This is a genomic window from Pseudovibrio sp. POLY-S9, assembly GCF_001431305.1.
In the GTDB taxonomy this organism is placed as follows: Bacteria; Pseudomonadota; Alphaproteobacteria; order Rhizobiales; family Stappiaceae; genus Pseudovibrio.
The window spans coordinates 1-16,314 of the sequence record NZ_LCWX01000029.1 but is presented as its reverse complement, the minus strand read 5'-3'; the positions used below and the strand labels follow the sequence as shown (position 1 = coordinate 16,314).

The 16,314-nt window shown below is 50.5% G+C and carries 14 protein-coding genes; 10 read left to right on the top strand and 4 right to left on the bottom strand.

What is annotated here, in order from left to right:
- The first annotated feature begins 289 nt into the window (after nucleotides 1-289).
- The 9 genes from PPL9_RS01475 to PPL9_RS01435 all read left to right on the top strand — a co-directional run bounded on the left by PPL9_RS01475 (nucleotide 290) and on the right by PPL9_RS01435 (nucleotide 7,981).
- Nucleotides 290-1,381 (top strand): polyamine ABC transporter substrate-binding protein, encoded by a 1,092-nt coding sequence (locus PPL9_RS01475; RefSeq protein ID WP_057460981.1) that lies wholly within the window; start codon nucleotides 290-292, stop codon nucleotides 1,379-1,381.
- A 74-nt stretch (nucleotides 1,382-1,455) separates the two neighbouring features.
- Nucleotides 1,456-2,625 carry an ABC transporter ATP-binding protein gene (locus tag PPL9_RS01470; RefSeq protein WP_057460980.1) on the top strand — a complete coding sequence of 390 codons (1,170 nt, stop codon included), beginning with the start codon at nucleotides 1,456-1,458 and terminating at the stop codon, nucleotides 2,623-2,625.
- 10 nt (nucleotides 2,626-2,635) lie between these two features.
- Nucleotides 2,636-3,637 (top strand): ABC transporter permease subunit, encoded by a 1,002-nt coding sequence (locus PPL9_RS01465; RefSeq protein WP_057460979.1) that lies wholly within the window; start codon nucleotides 2,636-2,638, stop codon nucleotides 3,635-3,637.
- Nucleotides 3,637-4,458 carry an ABC transporter permease gene (locus PPL9_RS01460; protein WP_057460978.1) on the top strand — a complete coding sequence of 274 codons (822 nt, stop codon included), beginning with the start codon at nucleotides 3,637-3,639 and terminating at the stop codon, nucleotides 4,456-4,458. Before PPL9_RS01465 ends, PPL9_RS01460 begins: the two co-directional genes overlap by 1 nt.
- A 302-nt stretch (nucleotides 4,459-4,760) precedes the next feature.
- The gene (locus tag PPL9_RS01455) at nucleotides 4,761-5,456 is read left to right on the top strand and encodes a CoA transferase subunit A (protein WP_057460977.1); all 696 of its coding nucleotides are present in this window, start codon (nucleotides 4,761-4,763) and stop codon (nucleotides 5,454-5,456) included.
- 15 nt (nucleotides 5,457-5,471) lie between these two features.
- On the top strand, nucleotides 5,472-6,101 hold the full coding sequence (locus tag PPL9_RS01450; protein ID WP_057460976.1) for a CoA transferase subunit B: 630 nt from the start codon (nucleotides 5,472-5,474) through the stop codon (nucleotides 6,099-6,101).
- A 71-nt stretch (nucleotides 6,102-6,172) separates the two neighbouring features.
- Nucleotides 6,173-6,886, top strand: a complete 714-nt coding sequence (locus tag PPL9_RS01445) for a YrbL family protein (RefSeq protein ID WP_208989097.1) — start codon at nucleotides 6,173-6,175, stop codon at nucleotides 6,884-6,886.
- Nucleotides 6,887-6,903: 17 nt separating this feature from the next.
- A complete protein-coding gene (locus PPL9_RS01440; RefSeq protein WP_057460975.1) occupies nucleotides 6,904-7,281 on the top strand; it encodes a RidA family protein in 378 nt (125 codons plus the stop codon).
- A gap of 73 nt (nucleotides 7,282-7,354) precedes the next feature.
- Complete coding sequence (locus PPL9_RS01435; protein ID WP_057461010.1) at nucleotides 7,355-7,981, top strand: LysE family translocator; 627 nt, start codon at nucleotides 7,355-7,357, stop codon at nucleotides 7,979-7,981.
- Between the two features lie 80 nt (nucleotides 7,982-8,061).
- On the opposite strand, the gene PPL9_RS01430 is transcribed toward PPL9_RS01435, so the two are convergent.
- From PPL9_RS01430 to PPL9_RS01415, 4 genes are all read right to left on the bottom strand, one after another.
- Nucleotides 8,062-9,801 (bottom strand): iron ABC transporter permease, encoded by a 1,740-nt coding sequence (locus tag PPL9_RS01430; protein WP_208989095.1) that lies wholly within the window; start codon nucleotides 9,799-9,801, stop codon nucleotides 8,062-8,064.
- Between the two features lie 33 nt (nucleotides 9,802-9,834).
- Nucleotides 9,835-10,821: a Fe(3+) ABC transporter substrate-binding protein gene (locus PPL9_RS01425; protein WP_244273179.1), complete on the bottom strand. Its 987-nt coding sequence runs from the start codon at nucleotides 10,819-10,821 to the stop codon at nucleotides 9,835-9,837.
- Between the two features lie 359 nt (nucleotides 10,822-11,180).
- Complete coding sequence (locus PPL9_RS01420) at nucleotides 11,181-12,149, bottom strand: threonine dehydratase (protein WP_057460972.1); 969 nt, start codon at nucleotides 12,147-12,149, stop codon at nucleotides 11,181-11,183.
- A 39-nt stretch (nucleotides 12,150-12,188) separates the two neighbouring features.
- Nucleotides 12,189-15,431 (bottom strand): PAS domain-containing sensor histidine kinase, encoded by a 3,243-nt coding sequence (locus PPL9_RS01415; RefSeq protein WP_057460971.1) that lies wholly within the window; start codon nucleotides 15,429-15,431, stop codon nucleotides 12,189-12,191.
- Nucleotides 15,432-15,995: 564 nt separating this feature from the next.
- Between PPL9_RS01415 and PPL9_RS01410 the strand changes: the two genes are divergently transcribed.
- The gene (locus PPL9_RS01410; RefSeq protein WP_208989094.1) at nucleotides 15,996-16,262 is read left to right on the top strand and encodes a hypothetical protein; all 267 of its coding nucleotides are present in this window, start codon (nucleotides 15,996-15,998) and stop codon (nucleotides 16,260-16,262) included.
- The last annotated feature ends 52 nt before the right edge of the window (nucleotides 16,263-16,314 follow it).

Here is a 16,314-nt window from a genome sequence, read left to right as displayed (position 1 = left end):
TCTGAGATTAAAGTCGGAATCATTGTTCTCAATAAAACCTTTGATTCTAGCCAACAGCTTCTGGACACGGGTTAAGGCTGCACACTAGAAACCCTGATAGTGTTGAGAGAACCTGAGAGCTGGGTGCCTGAGGCACCCAACGAACCTACGGCATTCCTGTAAAATATTGGGTTGGAATGTAGGCCGAAATTAATCTGCCACCAGAAGGATATACCATGGCGGCTATATGCAGAGGCTCGCTTCGCCAAGGTGCTTTGAGCCCCTGTGTTTGAGATTGGAGTATTTGAGAATGAAAACCGTAATTTTGCTATCGGGAGCAGCAGCGCTGGCTCTCTCTTTGTCTGCCGCCAATGCTAAGGATCGTATTGTAAATGTCTACAATTGGTCCGACTACGTTGATGCGCAGGTTCTCAAAGACTTCGAGAACGAGACCGGTATCACTGTGAACTACGATACCTTTGATTCCAATGAGGTTTTGGAAACGAAGCTGCTGACTGGCAAGACTGGCTATGACGTGGTTGTCCCAAGTGCAACCTTCCTTCAGCGTCAGATTCAGGCAGGCGTCTATCAGAAGCTCGACAAGGACAAACTTCCAAATCTCAAGCACATGGATCCACTTCTGCAAGAGCGTACTGAAGTGTTCGATCCAGGCAATGAGTTCTCCGTCAACTACATGTGGGGCACCTCTGGCTATGGGGTAAATAAGGAAAAGGTGCGTGCACTCAATCCTGACGCTCCGATCGGCAGTTGGGATTTGTTGTTTGACGTTGAAGAGCTCTCAAAAATCGCAGGGTGTGGTGTATATGTGATGGATGAGCCGGATGAAATGTTCCCTGCTGCGCTGCATTACCTGGGTCTAAACCCAGATTCCAACAATCCGAAAGACATTCGAGCGGCTGGCGAACTTCTGGAAACGATCCGTCCTTACATTCGCAAATTCCACAATTCTGAATTCGTAAACGGCCTTGCCAACGGCGACATCTGCTTGGCTTATGGCTGGTCTGGTGATGTATTGCAGGCTGCAGATCGCGCTGCAGAGGCTGACAAGGGTGTTGAGGTTACCTACATCCTGCCGAACGAAGGCGCTCAGATGTGGTTTGACCAGATCGCAGTTCCCGCTGATGCAGAGCACGTTGAAGAAGCGCATGAGTTCATCAACTACCTGATGCGCCCGGAAGTGATCGCCAAAATGTCGGACTATGTCTACTACGCCAACGGCAACAAAGATGCGACAGTTCTGGTGGATGAAGAAGTGACGTCAAATCCAAACATCTACCCGACAGATGAGGTGAAGCAACGCCTCTACACCATCGGTGCCAAGCCGCTCAAAGCACAGCGCTTGATGAACCGCACCTTCACAACTGTCAAAACCGGTCACTAAAAACTATAGGCCTGCAAGCGTAGGGTTGCACCGTGAGATGCAATCCTACCTTGAACCACTGACCAGGCAGGCCATTGAAAAGGATTGGAGTATTGGCGAAGAAACCGCTTGGCCCCGTACGTCGTGCATTTTCACCTTGGGACGACCCGAGCGAGCAGCCTTTTATTGAATTTCGGAATATCACCAAGCGTTTTGGCAATTTTGTTGCCGTTGATAATCTTTCTCTCAAAATCTACAAGCGTGAGTTCCATGCCCTGCTGGGCGGGTCTGGGTGCGGTAAAACCACTTTGATGAGAATGCTTGCAGGGTTTGAAGCTCCATCTGAAGGTCAGATCTTTCTGGAAGGGCGAGACCTCGCCGGCGTGCCGCCATACAAGCGCCCGGTCAACATGATGTTCCAGTCCTACGCGCTCTTCCCGCACATGAACGTCGAAAAGAACATAGCCTTTGGCTTGGAAATGGACGGCCTACCTTCCAGGGAGATCAAAAGCAGGGTCATGGAGATGCTTAGTCTGGTCAAGCTGGAAGGATTTGCCAAACGCAAGCCGCACCAGTTGTCCGGTGGTCAGCGCCAACGTGTTGCACTCGCGAGATCCCTCGCCAAACGCCCCAAAGTGCTCCTCCTCGATGAACCTCTTGCTGCGCTCGATAAGAAGCTTCGTGAGGAAACCCAGCTGGAACTGATCAATCTGCAAGAACAGCTGCGGATGACGTTCCTGATCGTGACCCATGATCAGGAAGAAGCGATGACCGTGGCAGATCGCATCTCGGTTATGGATAAGGGCAAGATCCTTCAAAATGCGACACCGGGAGAAATCTACGAGCAACCCAACTCCCGATTTGTGGCGGAATTCATTGGTGACATCAACGTACTGGACGGGCAAGTCACCAATAAGGAACTTGAGGACGTCAAGATGTTCTCATCTGTTCTGGGTAGCCATTTGGATGTTTGCTATCCAACCTCTGCAAACGTGGGCGATCACGCTGCTCTAGCCATCCGTCCGGAAAAGATGCGTATCTCCTTCGATAAACCAGATCGCTTGGGTACCAATGCTATTCAAGGAGAAGTCTGGGATATCGCCTACATGGGGGACGTGTCCATCTATCATATCAAAGTAGCTGAGACAGAGACGCTGCGGGCGATTGTCGCCAACACAGCACGGCTGGTTGAAAGACCGATCACTTGGGAAGATCAAGTCTGGTTGTCATGGGACAGCGACGCCGGCGTGATCTTGACACGATGAGAGGTGCCAAATGACTGACCCTAACCTCTCATCAACCGACCTCATGAGATCAGAAACGATCCCACCGCCACGTCATGAACTTCAGGCACCGGAAAACTCACCGACCAATCCAACCGGAAAATGGGGCCGCTTCGCACTCATCTGTGTGCCATACGTCTGGCTGCTGCTCTTCTTCCTTGTTCCGTTTGTGATTGTTGCAAAGATCTCGTTGTCTGAAGCCACCGTTTCAATTCCGCCTTACTTGCCGGTAATCGATTGGGGAAGGGGGCTGCTTGGACTTTGGGAAGCTGCGCAGCGCTGGTCGTTGGATAATTACATCTGGCTAACAGAGGATGACCTCTACTGGCGCGCGTATGTCTCTAGCCTGCAAATAGCTTTCATATCCACATTACTGACCTTGCTTGTTGGCTTCCCGCTTGCTTACGGCATGGCACGGGCACCAAGAAGCTGGCAACCAACGTTGGTTATGATGGTCATCCTGCCGTTTTGGACCAGTTTTCTGATCCGGGTCTATGCGTGGGTCGGCATCTTGAAAACCGATGGCCTGCTCAATCAGGCACTGATCACGATCGGTGTCATTAATGAGCCTCTGGTTATCCTCAACACCAGCATCGCCGTCTACATTGGCATTATCTATTCTTACCTGCCTTTCATGGTCCTCCCGCTCTATTCTTCCTTAGAGAAACTGGACACGACCCTGATAGAAGCTGCAGAGGATCTGGGTTGTCCACCCTGGAAGACCTTCTGGCGGGTAACAGTCCCTCTTGCCATGCCTGGCGTGATTGCAGGGTGTTTCCTCGTCTTCATTCCAGCCGTAGGAGAGTTCGTCATTCCCGACCTGTTGGGAGGCTCATCAACTCTGATGATCGGGAAAACCCTGTGGGTTGAGTTCTTCTCCAACAGAGACTGGCCAGTTGCGTCTGCGGTGGCAATTGTTCTTCTGGTATTGCTCGTGATCCCAATCTTGCTGTTTCAGCGGCACGAGACCCGACGCAACGAAGGGGACGTGTAATGCCGTCAAAACCGAGTTGGTTTAATCTCACATCACTGGTTTTGGGGTTCAGCTTCCTCTACTTGCCCATCGTCATTCTGATTGTTTTTTCATTCAATGAATCTCGGTTGGTCACGGTTTGGGCCGGCTTCTCCACCAAGTGGTATGCATCCTTGCTGCAAAACGAACAGCTGTTGGAAGCTGCATGGGTTACATTTCGTATCGGCCTCACATCAGCAACTCTTGCAACGGTTCTTGGCACATTGGCTGCGCTGGTCTTAGCCCGGCAAGGGCGCTTTTTCGGGCGTACTCTGTTTTCGGGGATGATCTACGCACCACTCGTGATGCCAGAAGTCATCCTCGGGTTGTCATTGCTGCTTCTGTTTGTGGCTATTGATCAAAATCGCGGTTTTTGGACGATCATGATTGCCCACACCACATTCTCCATGTGCTACGTGGCGATTGTCGTGCAACCCCGCCTTACTGGATTTGACCGTTCCCTGGAAGAGGCTGCAATGGATCTGGGCTGTCCTCCTGTCAGAACATTCTTCCGCATCACCCTCCCTCAGATTCTGCCAGGTGTGCTCGCAGGTTGGATGCTGGCATTCACATTGTCACTGGATGACTTGGTGATCGCGAGCTTTAATTCCGGACCCGGATCAACCACTTTGCCTATGAAGATTTATTCTCAGGTGAGATTAGGCGTGACGCCAGAAATCAATGCTATTTGCACGATACTGGTCGTTATCGTGACGATTGGCGTGATCTTGGCATCTCTCCTCACCAAAAGGCAGAGGTTCAAACGCATGGAAGAAGAGCGACTCGCAGCAGCTCATCTTTAAGAATTTTCATGGGTCTGAGTGTTACATTCTAAAAAATTGTGCACCGCAAACACCCATTCCTCCCAGCTTTGTGGTTTTCACCTCAATAAATAGTCGCTCTCTGTACAAAGAGCACTTGGCGAGGACATAAAACACAGCTATCAACATTGCTGTCGCTATACCTATTTTCCCTAGGAGGGAACGGCAGGATGCTGATCCGGATGGAGGGTCAGGTCCCATTGCCAGCATGAAAAGGCGGTATTGCTTGCGTTCTGGAGAATGAGAAGCGTGAGTTCTACCAACTCATGTATTGGGAGTTTATAATGAATAAAGTTTATCCAAGTGCTGCCGCTGCTCTGGAAGGACTTACCTTTGATGGCATGACCGTCATGGCAGGTGGGTTTGGTCTCTGTGGCATTCCTGAAAACCTGATTATTGCGCTGCGAGATTCTGGTGCGAAAGACCTGACCGCCATATCTAACAACGCAGGCGTTGATGACTTCGGTCTGGGCCTGCTGTTGCAGACGCGCCAGATCAAGAAGATGGTGTCGTCTTACGTTGGCGAAAACGCAACTTTCGAGCGTCAGTATCTGGATGGTGATCTTGAGCTGGAATTCAACCCTCAAGGTACTCTTGCTGAACGCATCCGTGCAGGCGGCGCAGGCATCCCGGGTTTTTACACCAAAACTGGTGTTGGCACCCTGATCGCTGAAGGTAAAGAGCACAAAGACTTTAACGGTGATACCTACATCATGGAAACCGGTTTGGTTTCAGACGTAGCTCTCGTGAGTGCATGGAAAGCTGACAAAGAAGGCAACCTGATCTTCCGTAAGACAGCGCGCAACTTCAATCCGGTCATGGCAACAGCTGGCAAGACCACTGTCGTAGAAGTTGAAGAGCTTGTCGAGATCGGTGAGCTGGATGCGGATCAGATCCATACTCCGGGTATCTTCGTTGACCGCATCGTTGTTGGCACATTTGAAAAGCGCATCGAGCAGCGCACTACACGCGAAGCTTAAGGGAGGGCAGTAATCATGGCTTGGAATCGTGACGAAATGGCCGCCCGTGCGGCAAAAGAACTGCAAGATGGTTTCTACGTTAACCTCGGCATTGGCATCCCGACACTGGTCGCAAACTACATTCCAGACGGAATGAATGTAGCTCTGCAGTCAGAAAATGGCATGCTGGGCATGGGCCCGTTCCCGACTGAAGATGAAGTCGATGCAGATCTGATCAATGCAGGTAAGCAGACCATCACTGAACTGGACCGTACTAGCTATTTCTCTTCTGCAGACAGCTTTGCGATGATCCGTGGAGGTCACATTGACCTCTCCATCCTCGGTGCGATGGAAGTCTCCGAAGATGGAGATCTCGCAAACTGGATGATCCCTGGCAAAATGGTCAAGGGCATGGGCGGTGCTATGGATCTGGTGGCAGGCGTTAAACGCGTTGTGGTCATTATGGATCACACCAACAAACGCGGCGACAAAAAACTCCTCCATAAGTGCGCCCTACCGCTCACCGGTGTAAAATGCGTCGACCGCATCATCACCAACCTCGGCGTCTTCGACGTAGTCGACGGCGGCCTGAAGGTCGCAGAAATGGCTGAGGGTGTAACGTTGGAAGAGATCAAAGAGAAAACTGAAGCGAATTTGGTAGAGTAACCAAACTTCACTTAGACAAGACAAGAGAGGGCAATTTGTCCTCTCTTTTTATTTGTATGTAATGAGAATAATTGTTAAATACTCTCCTTCTCAACGAAGGTATTTGTTCTGTGATCACTCTAAATGAAGAGCTGTTGATTGCGTCTGGCGGGATCCGCAATATCTATCAGCACCCAGAGAATTCGAAGATTTGTATCAAGGTCGATCGCAATTCCAAAGGACCAGCTGCAGGGTCTACATTGGCTGAAGCTCGCCTCTTTGAGAAATTGATGAATCAGAGAGAACAGAAGGAGTTCTCAGCTATTTCGAATTACAGAGGTAGAGTTGAGACGAGTCTTGGCTTTGGTGCAACCTTCGATCTGATTACTGACGAAAATACAGAGCACCCCTCTCAAATATTGATGAAGATACTGCAGGAAGATCAATCATTTATTCAAACTGATCGCTTTAAAAAGGCTTTGAGGATCTTTCGACAGGATTTGGTGCGAGATGCTGTATTGTGTCAGGACATTCGCCCATGGAATATTTGTGTTCAGAAACGATCAAACGGAGATCTCAAGCTCATTCTGATTGATGGTGTTGGACATAATAAGAAGCAGTGGTTCGACGGCATCAAGCCGTTTATTCAGCTTAAGATGCTTTATTATTTCTTTAGCAAATACATCTATCCGGAAAATCGGCTTCTGCAATTCTACAACAATCGCCGTAAGAATTATTCTTGGAAACCTGGCCCTTTATTCTCTAAGAACACGGACGTCAAAGATGAAGCCGATGCAAGTTCATAGATTTCGGAACTCTCAAGATGCCACTTCAAAGAAAAAACTATCTCTGCATTTCTGAGGCAGTTAGTCCATATGTACATGCAGTGGCCCATCAGGGAACACTGCATATCTCGGGCCTGACTGCGTTTGCAACCATGGCTCAGGCGCAGGAAACAGATCTACAGGCAAGAGAGATTGTCTCTCAGATTTCCGCAATTGCTGAAGAAGAAGGTGTTAGCCTCGCGAACCTTATTAAGGTGATGATCTTTGTTACTGATTTGTCAGCTTTGGGAGAGCTGCGCTCAGTTCTGGCTGATGCTTATGGTGACCACCGTCCAGCGAGTTCACTCGTAGAAGTTCAAAAGCTTTTCCATCCTGATCTTAAGATTGAAATTGAGGCGACATTAGCGCTCACATAAAGCTAAGAAACTTGCTCTGGTCGGGAAGTTGAGGCATTGTTCGCTTCAGTTTTCTGAACGGATGGAGCACTATGTGATCCCAATAGACGTACTGGCTGGTTTCTTCACTGTCACTGTTTTGCTGGCATTGGCACCAGGCCCTGATAATATTTTCGTGCTGACACAGTCTGCAGTGTGTGGTCGTATGGCGGGTATTGCGGTGACGCTTGGTCTTTGCACTGGTCTGATTTTTCACACGACGGCTGTGGCGCTCGGTGTATCCGCGATTTTTCAGGCGTCCGAGTTGGCGTTTACCTTCGTCAAGGTGCTTGGTGTCGGGTATCTGCTTTATCTAGCGTGGGGAGCCTTCAGAGCGAAGCCTGAGCCGGCGCAGCAAAATAAGGTCGATCATTCTGCTTTGATCCCTCTGTACCGTCGCGGTGTAATCATGAACATCACCAATCCCAAGGTCGCTATCTTCTTCCTTTCGTTCTTTCCGCAATTTGTTGATCCTGCTTACGGTCCTGTTATGCCGCAGTTCTTACAGCTGGGGGCAGTATTCATGCTTTCGGCAGTTCTGGTCTTTGGCTCAGTCGCCTTCGCAGCAGGTGCCATCGGCGATCGTTTGAGCAAGTCTATAACAGCTCAGAAAGTTATGAACCGGATTGCCTCTGTTGTCTTTGTCGGAATGGCGCTGAAACTGGCAGCTGCGACCAGATAACGTCGGATACAGATTCATTAGATACCAAAAAAGCCGCTGAACATCTTCAGCGGCTTTTTTATTGCAAACTCTTTCCGTACTTACTCAGCAGGTACCATTGAGGTGTCCTTGGAAAAGCGCTTGTTGCCGCGTTTCTCGCGGAATGTATCGGCACTTGTCTTTGCCAGCATGATCACCGGAATGATGCCCACCAACACGATACACAGAGCTGGCAGAGCAGCATCTTCAAACGCTTCACGAGAAGCGGCGTTGTAAACCGTTGTTGCGAGTGTCTCGAAATTAAACGGACGCAGAAGCAGCGTTGCAGGTAGCTCTTTCATGCATTCCACAAAGGAAAGCAGTGTCGCGGAGAGAATGACTGGCTTCATCAACGGCATGTGAACGCGGCCAAGGGTGCCCCACGCGGTCTGTCCCAGACTACGAGACGCCATATCATAGTGCGGGGTAATTTTGCCAAATCCGCCATCAATCTGTCCGTACGACATAGCCAGAAAACGGACAACATAAGCATAGATGAGCGCTGTACCTGATCCAATCAGAAGCAACCCAGTACCAAACCCGAACAGGGCCTCAAAACCCTCTGAGATCATGTTGTCCAATGCTGCAACTGGGAACAGAATGCCTACGGCCAGAATGGTGCCAGGTACGGCATAACCAATCGAAGCTACCTGGCCCAGTGTCGTTGTAACTCTGCTTGGGAACAGGCGGCGGCGATAGGCAAGGGTCAGGCTGATGCCGATAGAAACAGCAGCGGCCACAGCAGCCAGCCAAAGAGTGTTGCCAGCAGCAGCCCAAAGGGCAGGTTCAAACAGATCTTCCACACGGCGACTTGCACGGCTCAGGAGCAACAATGACGGAAAGACAAAGCCCAGAATGATAGGCAGCGCACAGACAGCCACAGCAACCCAGCCACGCCAGCCCTGCAGCTCGTAGCTCGGCAAAGCACGATAAGTACCCGTTGTCTGATGAAAACGCTGCTTGCGGCGGCCATAATATTCAATGAACATCAGCGCCAGCACAAACACCAGCATGATTGTTGCGATCTGAGCTGCACCCGTCAGATTAGAGCGATTGAGCCATGTGTCATAAACAGAGAATGTAAGCGTCTGCACGCCGAAAAAGGACACTGCACCAATGTCGTTCAGGCACTCCATCAGAGCAAGGGTCACACCAACCACAATAGCAGGACGAGCCAGCGGCAATGCGACCTTCCAGAACAAGCGAAATGGACCTGCACCAAGGGTGCGGGATACATCCAGCGCGCAAGCTGATTGAATGAGGAATGAGGCGCGTGCGCTCAAATAAACATAAGGGTAGAGCACAAAACCCATGACAAACATGGCGCCGCCAAGAGAGCGGATCTCAGGGAACCAGTAGTCACGAGAGGTCTTGAAACCAAAGATATCGCGTATCAGTCCTTGCACCGGACCAGTGTAATCCAGCAGTTCAACATACGAAAACGCGATAATGTAGGTCGGGACTGCAAAGGGCAACAGCAGCGCCAGATCAAACCAGCGCCGCCCGGGAAAACGGCACATGGTGACTAACCATGCTGTGCTGACCCCGACAACAAACACGATCACACCAACACCGACCATCAGCTGGAATGTGGTGGCAATCGAACGCGGTAGAATTGTTGAGACAAGGTGTGGCCATAGATTGCCCGAAGAGCCCATAGCCATAATAACAATTGCAAGAACCGGCATCACAACGAGGCCGGTCAGAAAGTAGGTCCCAAACGCAAGAAGCCGCTCCCCTCGAGAAGAGGGGGCGGCGGTTCTGTATTGTGGCGATCCACTATGTCCGTGTCTGGATGTCATGGAATGGCTTCAACTCAATTTACCTGTTGGAACTTAGCTGGATGGACCGTTATCAAAGCCAACGATATCAACCAGCTCACTCGCTTTTGCGCGTTGAGCAGCAATCTCGTTGAGAGAAACTTCATCAGCTTTGAAGGAACCCCAGGAGGCAACCAGTTCAGATGGTGCGATGCCTGGCTCTACTGGATACTCGAAGTTCTGTGCAGCATAGATAGCCTGCGCTTCATCGGAAGCAAGGAATTCCATCAGCTTTACAGCATTGTCTTTGTTCGGAGCATTTTTCGCCAGAACCATGCCGGAGATGTTCACGTGAGTGCCACGACCTTCGGTGTTTGGGAAGAGAATGCGAACTGACGCTGCCCAATCCTTCTGTTCAGGATCTTTCTCGTTGGTTTGCATTTTGCCCATGTAATAGGTGTTGCCCAATGAGATGTCGCATTCGCCAGCGAAGATGGACTTAACCTGCGCACGGTCATTGCCGGTTGGCTTACGTGCCAGGTTGTCACGAACAGCTTCCAGCCACTTCTGTGTCTCAGCTTCACCCTTGTGAGCAATCATGGAAGCAATCAGACCGATGGAATAAACGTGTTGACCAGAGCGGGTGCAAAGGCGGCCTTTCCATTTTGGATCAGCAAGCTCTTCATAGGTGATGCTGTCTTGGGCAACGCGGTCTTTGGAAGCATAGATGACACGAGCGCGCGTTGTCAGACCAAACCAGTGGCCTTCAGAGTCACGCAAGTTTGCCGGGATGTTGCCGTTGATTGCATCGCTAACGACTGGCTGAGTAACACCGAGGTCTTTTGCACCCTGTAGACGGCCAATGTCTACGGAAAGAAGAACGTCAGCTGGAGAGTTCTTACCCTCAGCCTTCATACGCTCGCCAAGACCTTTCTTAGCGAAAACAACGTTTGCTTTGACGCCAGTCTCAGCAGTGAATGCATCGAGAAGTGGTTTGATCAATTCTGGTTGGCGGTAAGAATAGATATTCACTTCGCCTTCTGCCTGAGCTGATGCGACCATACCGGTTGTACCAAGTGCAAAACCAGCAGCTGTCAGCCCAATTCCCTTAAACAACGACTTCATCGGAACATCTCCTGAGTGATCTTGTACGCGTCTGCAAACGCTTGTCATTTGCCGTTATATCGGAAACTTGACTTTCTCTGTCAACTAATAAACTTCGTGAAAACAATGAGATAGAACTATTCTAAACTGTGAGATTCAGCTTTTAAGGTGCTATCCATCTGCAATTGCGAATGATTTTCAATTGCGGCTCATGTCAGCCTCAAGGAAAAGTTTACTGAAAAACTCAGAGTTGTTGAAAACAAACGGGTCTGGAGGGAGTGCAGTACCCACGTTCATATGCAGAAACGATTCCAATTTTAAGGAGTTGGAGTGTCTCCTTGTAGCACTCGTGCCATCCAGATGCGGTTCATGTTTTGCCCGCAAAGGATGAAAGAAGCCTTTTTGTCTTGCAGATTAGCGCGCTCTTTTGAAAGGCCTGCCAGACCAGCAGCAGCAGCACCTTCGCACGCATTGTGCGTTGTGCGATAAAGCAGACGGATTGCTTCTGCAATCTCATCCTCGCTGACACGGATAATGCGCTCAGCGCCTGATCTGATTAAGGCAAAAGCTTCCCGGGCAGGCCCTCGCACACAAATCCCTTCAGCAAAGGTATTGGCTGAAGACGTGAGTGTATATTCACCAACTTCAATGGAGCGCGCGCACCCATCCGCCTTTTCTGCGACCACGCCGATGATCTTTGTCTTCAGGCCAAAGAGGTCGCGCACAGAAATTAGTCCGCATATGCCAGTGCCCAAACCAACAGGCACATAGATGGCATCCAGGTCCTTAATCGCGCGGAAGATCTCAAGCGCGTAAGTCGCGGCTCCAAGAACAAGATCATAATCAAAGCCGGGGGAGAGCACCTGCTTAGAATCCTCGGCCATTTGGCAGGCGAATGTATGGGCTTCCTCAAAGTCTTTGCCGTGCTCAATCAAAAATGCGCCGTAGCTTTGGATAGCCGCTGTCGTTTCTTTGGAAGTGCCTTGAGGAACAACAATCGCTGCGCGCTGGTGCAGTATTTTGGCTGCCCACGCCATGCCCAGTCCAAAGTTACCGCGTGTGGCGGCAACAAAGCTTGTAGAGCTGACATGTCGTTGTGATTGGCGTAAGAGATAAAGCAAAGCGCACCGGGCCTTAAACGATCCGGTGGGCGCATGGTTCTCGTGCTTGATGAAGACCTCACAGCCCAAGGCGTCATTGAGCAAGGGCCAGCTGTAAAGCGCTGTCGGGGCCATATGGCGCCGCAGTTCCTGCGAAGCATCTTCCAAAGCAGCCAGTGTGAGCATGCGAATCTCCTGCGATGGTCAGGCCACCACAGGAGCGCGTTATTCGGCGAGAACTCGCTGAGGTGGGAAAGTGACTTCAGCCAGCGTACCTTCATCCTCTTCAGAATTTATTGAAAACGAAGCACGGTTCGCTTCCACAAGGGCTTTGGTTAATGGAAGACCAAGACCAGACCCTTCTGTTGAAGAAGAGGCATTAAGGCGGCGGAACGGTTGAAGCGCAGCTTCCAGATCAGCCTTCGACATGCCGTGGCCAGTATCCCGAACGCGCAAGTGCACCTCACCACTCGGATCAAGCACAAGCGAGATGATTACCTGACCGCCGGATCGGTTGAACTTGATGGCGTTGGATAGCAGGTTCAATGTGATCTGGCGCAGTGTTTTCGGATCCGCCACAATCTTAGGAACAGACAGAGGTGTACTGGCACGAATAATAACGCGTTGATCATTCGCCTGAGGCTGCAGCAGTGCCACGCACTCATTGATTACATCGGCCGCAGAAACAGCTTCAAACGCCAGATCCATCTTGCCAGCTTCAATCCTGGCCAGATCAAGCAGGTCGTTGATCAGCGTCAGCATATGGGAGCAGGAGCGATGGATATCGCGGGCATACTCTTTGTAACGGACATTCCCAAGCTCACCAAAGCGCTCTTCCTGCATCACTTCTGAGAACCCGATCACCGCATTGAGTGGCGTGCGGATTTCATGGCTGATTTTAGTCAGATACTCAGACTTGTGAGTGTTGGCTTTCTCCGCCTTGTACCGGGCACTCACCAACTCTTCTTCGGCTCGCTTGAACTGGGTAATATCGCGCAACACAGCACAGAAAAGCTGCTCGTTTGCGTGGCTGACACGTCCCATGCTTAGGAACGTTGGGAAGATGTCACCATCCAGTGTTTGGCAAATGACCTCACGTCCGTCATTGAGCACACTGGAAACGCCGTTGGCGACCAACCCATCCAGATAATCCAGCGCTGCAATGTGGCTCTCATCCGCAAGGAATGTCGTAAACGGAGCACCTAGAAGATCATCTTCACCGGCATTAAACAGGGCTTCTGCAGAGTGATTTGCACTGCGGATGATACCGCGCTGATCCATCACCAGCACGCCGTCTGTCGCAGTTGCGAGAACGGATTCCAGCTCTTCAATGCGCGTGTGCAGATGTTTGATTTGAGTTTCGGAGCCAGTCGCAGCCTGAAGGTGAGGCGAAGCTGATGGGGCATCTGCTTCACCCTGTATCTTCTCCACCACAGAGATCATGAGCGCTTGCGCACCATTCCAAGGCACAGCATGCATACGCGCATCAACGGAAAGCACACCACCTTCTGCGAGCCGAACGTGTACGATACGGTCTACAGTTTGAGAGCTTGGAGTAGGGCACTCTTCCGGTTCTGCGAAGATTGCCTCAAGGCCTCCTGCTTCATTCAATCCTTCAAAGCGCTCGTAACCAAGCAGCTCAAGCAGAGTGTCGTTTGCATAAACAACATCGCGGTCGCGAACAACGGCGACCCCAATCGGAAGGCGATCCAGAAGGCGCGGATCGATTGGCGCTACAATCGGCTTGTCAGGAATACGTCCAGTCTTTTCACGAGCGCGTTCTGCAGCTTCTTCAATATCTGGTGGAACACGTGGCAGAACTACATGGGTTACGTTGTCCTGCTTTGGCTCAGCTGCAAAGGTTTCATCACGTGCCGCAGGTTCAGCGGGCAGCGGAATAATGTTATCAGTTTTCGTCGCTGTTACAGGCTTTGGTTCTTCGTGGAACTCAGTCTCCACCACATCAGTTTCAGCTACGGCGAGAGCTGCTGTCTCTTCGGGTGTAGCAGGAACTGTTTTTGCGGTTTCAGCTTGTGCCGGAACAGCAGCTCGCTCATCTTTCTTCTCAGCACCCAATGCCCGCGCAATCTTGTCGAAGGCATCTCGCTCTGGTTTGGAAAGTCCAACATTCTCTCTTGGAACAGGATGTTTATCTACCAGCCGAACAATGCTGTTGGTCAATTCCGCAAGGCTGCGTGGACCAGTTCTTACTTTCTTTTGCGGCGCGTCCGGCAAGTTTGCGATAGCACGCTCAAAGTCATCTTTACTGGTTGGCTCGGGAATTGACGGAGCTGCGCTCACCTGTTCTGCGGTCTCTGGAGGAGCTTCCTCAGCCTCAGTAAGATCCTCTTCAAAAGCCTGCAAATCAGTTTCAGCCGTCACTTGCTTAGGACCTTCCGAAGCAGGAACAGTCTGATCAGCTATTTCAGGCTCAGAAATCTCCTCAGGTTGCGCTTCGACCTCAACGGGAGCTGCAATTTCAAGAGGGTCTGTCGGATCGCGAAGGACGTCAGCATCCGTCAGCTGAAGGAACCCTTCATTCTCCTCAACAGCAATTGCTTCTTCGTCATGAAGAAAGTGTAATCCATTTGCGTCTGACTGCGCATCTGATGCAGGTAGATCCGGTTCTGCTGGGAGGCTGATTTCAGCATTAGCATCAGCATCTGCTTCAGGCTCAAGAGTCGTCGCGACTGTCACCTCTTCAACCAGATTAGCATCAGGAGAAGTTTCCGGCTCAGGATGTTCGGCACTCTCAACGACGTCCTGCTCTTCTTCCTCGGCATCCTCGTTGAAATCAACGATCAACTCTGGAATCTCAGGTTCACTCTGTAAGAAACCTGGCGCCGTAATGCCATCAACCAGTGGTGTCTCAACAATTTCCGTTACCTGATGTGTCTCAGTCTCGGAAAGTGCTTCGATTGGTGCGACGTCTCCCTGCACAAATCGTTCTGGCTGATCGTGCTCAAGCGTCAGCCCAACATCAGGCTCACTGACAGGAGTTTCTGTCTTTGCCGGTTCAGAGGTAGCTTCAGTGTCTTCGCTTTCCTCTTTTAGCGCGGCACGCAACTTGGTCAGAACTGTAAGCGGATCAACAGGTTCATCGGATTTCTTTGCATCGACGCTGCGGATAACCCCAAATCCGCGCAAGCCGTCATACTCGCCTGATTTTGTTTCTACCGGTTGAGCAGATAAATCGAGAGGAACAACCTTGTTGGAATTGCAGGCAGGCCAAAGCAGTGTCGCACCGCTGACGGCACGCTGTTTTTTGATAGCTTTCGAAATCGCCGGGACCTTACCAATCCTCAGCTTTTTGCGGACAGCATCGAACGGGAGGCCGATCAAAGCGGCATCCTGTGGGCCTAATAGCTCGGCGAACTCCTTCGAGAAGCTACGAAAGCAGCCGTTTCGGTCCAGCTCCCAAGTGAAGCGGATCGGCCGTTGTCGGCGTTTGAAGACAAAGTCAGCCACGAGCTCGGTCCCTACTCTGAAGGTTTCCCAAGAAGGGGTTGGTTGAGAAACGCAATCTACTCTCTTTCACAGGCACCAAGACGCAAAATTGGCGGTGCTATCAAATGATATCCGGTTTGAAACGGGCATGTAAGCGACTTCAGCGGTTTTGCTGTAAGCTTACTAAAGAAACCTGCCTCAATTTATCAGGGGTACATTTTTCCAATTATAGCCCCACCCTACTTTATCTGTAAGCTTTGAAAAACCAGAGCCTGCCATTTATGGCAACCCACCCACCGGCAATTTCAAAAGCTAAATCCTGATAAAGGCTTAGAGTTTAACAAATGAGCGTCGAACTTCGCATCTGTCAATTCCAATAGATACAAGCCGCCCAATTATTCACCCCACAATTCCTGTATACTTAAAGTACCGTAAACTGCAGTGCTCGTCTAAGCTCCTATTTTCTTTCCCTATGGTTAAGTATAGCATTGCCACATCAGAGTAAACGAGTTGCAAATAGGGGAGGGAATAGGTCCTTTCCACAATGCGAATGAAACCTTAATCAACAATGGTGGAGGCTTGAGCATGGCAGATACAAAAGTTCCTTTTGAAGTTTCGGATCAAATGCGTGAATTTGCTGATCGAAGCATTGATCAGGCACGTAAGGCTTTTGATAATTTCATGGATGCAACCGAAAATGCGGTGAGCAGCATGGAAGATGCATCAAGCACAATGCATGTGGATTCCTCAGACATGCACCGTCAGGCCCTTTCATTTGCCGAGCAAAATGTGAATTCCGCTTTTGAATTAAAGCGTTTCGAGATTAATTTGAGATGCATCCTGCGGCTTTGAAGTAGTTCCAGCATTCTGTCGGATTGTAGAGGTCGCAGATTTCCCCGATGGC